Here is a 1,712-nt window from a genome sequence, read left to right as displayed (position 1 = left end):
GGACAAGCTCATCTGGGACGCGAACTAGAAATTATTCCCGTTGCGCGTTTAGTAGATGCGCTCGGTGTTGCTCTCCGACCCACATCGACGTAGCAAACTTTAGGAACCAGACCTGCAAACTTTCAAAGAGTCACAGCACGCGCAAGAGCAGAGGGCAGACAGAGGAACTTTTTAAAAGTTGGCACAAAGGCCCGGCGAGTAAACACATCGTATTGGTTACGCTCGATTGCATCCAAGATTTGACTGTAGAGCATCAAGGCTGCCCAGACAGGGAAGCGAGCATCGCGGCTGAGGGCACTGATACCTTTTTCGGCATCGGCGTAAAACTTCCGTGCCCGTTGAATCTGAAACTGCATCACGGCTCGCCAACGATCGTTAACTACCCCTTGAAATAACTCTTCCTCAGAATAGCCAAACAGTTCTAAATCTTCCAGTGGAATATAAATGCGGCCTCGGCGAGCATCTTCTCCAACATCTCGCAGAATATTGGTGAGTTGATTTGCAATACCTAGGGCGATCGCCTCCTGAGTCGGCATAGCTGGCTGTATCTGGGGCTTCCAGGGTGTAGGATGCTGAATCTCATCGAGACCAACAATAGCCGTAGACATAAGCCCCACAGTGCCTGCTACCCGATAGCAGTAAAGATTAAGCTCCTCAAAGGTGTTGTAGCGACTCCGATACAAATCCATCCGCTGTCCAGCAATCATATCCCGAAATGGCTGAATCTCCATCTGAAAGCGCTGAACAGTATCGACTAACGCCACATCATAGACATCTTGGGGTTCACCTGCAAATACTGACTCTAATTGACGCTCCCACTGATCTAACGTCTCAGGCGTGGTGAGCTTTGCTCCAGGGCCATCGACCAATTCATCAGTACGGCGACACCAGGCATAAATTGCCCAGATACCGCGCCGCTTTACTTCTGGCATCAATAGGGTAGCCAAGTAAAAGGTCTTGGCATATTTTTCAGTGACTTGGCGACAACGCTCGTAGGCATCGTCTAGGGGAACCAGGGTTCTCATGCTTGGTGGGGAATCAGGCAGGTACAGCATTCGAGTGGTAGCTAGGGGTTCGCTATCGGTGGGTATTGGTGGTTTAGTAATCACAAGCTATTAGCCTACGTCCATAGTTTATTGCCTTTTGTCCCCTGTCCCCTCATCGTTCCGTTAGAATCAGCAATCGACAGGGCGTGGAATTATCAAACCTTACGTGCTAGCTGCTAGGGGCACTACCGACTGCTCAGACTGGTGGGTAGACGTAAATTCCTGCTGCTTGGTAATTGCCTGGGCAGCCAACTTTCCAGATAGCACAGCACCTTCCATACTACCGAGATAACGTTGCATGGTATAGCTGCCAGCAAGGTAAAAATTGGGAATAGGAGTAACCTGGCTAGGACGATAGGCTTGTCGCCCAGGGGTTGCTGTATAGACTGATCGGGGTGTCTTGACTACCTTCGCCTTTAGCAGTTTGGCGGGATCATCACCAGTAAAATGCTGTGGAAACAGCTTCTTGAGTTCTGCCATGGTGGCTGTAATAATCTCTTCATCAGAACGTTGGATCCAATCCCTAGCTGGGGCAAGCACTAGTTCCAACATCGAGCGATTAGGATTTTCGTAGCCTCGACAGGTGTTGCTCATATCGGCGTAGACACTCAGCAAATCTGACCGAGAAAACAGGAGATGGTCAATGTCTGTCAGTTTGCGATCGAA

The 1,712-nt window shown here is 49.8% G+C and carries 2 protein-coding genes; both read right to left on the bottom strand.

What is annotated here, in order from left to right; translation table 11 throughout:
• Positions 1-122: 122 nt before the first annotated feature.
• Complete coding sequence (locus NZ772_18490; GenBank protein ID MCS6815545.1) at positions 123-1,055, bottom strand: phytoene synthase; 933 nt, start codon at positions 1,053-1,055, stop codon at positions 123-125.
• Positions 1,056-1,208: 153 nt separating this feature from the next.
• A partial coding sequence (locus tag NZ772_18485; GenBank protein MCS6815544.1) for an FAD-dependent oxidoreductase occupies positions 1,209-1,712 on the bottom strand: 504 nt, incomplete at its 5' end.

The organism is Cyanobacteriota bacterium (assembly GCA_025054735.1).
GTDB lineage: Bacteria > Cyanobacteriota > Cyanobacteriia > SKYG9 > SKYG9 > SKYG9.
Note: the sequence above shows the minus strand (reverse complement) of the source record. Positions and strands in the feature narration are given on the sequence as shown.

Bases quoted from the DNA above. Each gene is read 5' to 3' on its own strand.
- NZ772_18490 (MCS6815545.1), bottom strand. From the start codon at position 1,055: ATGCTGTACCTGCCTGATTCCCCACCAAGCATGAGAACCCTGGTTCCC.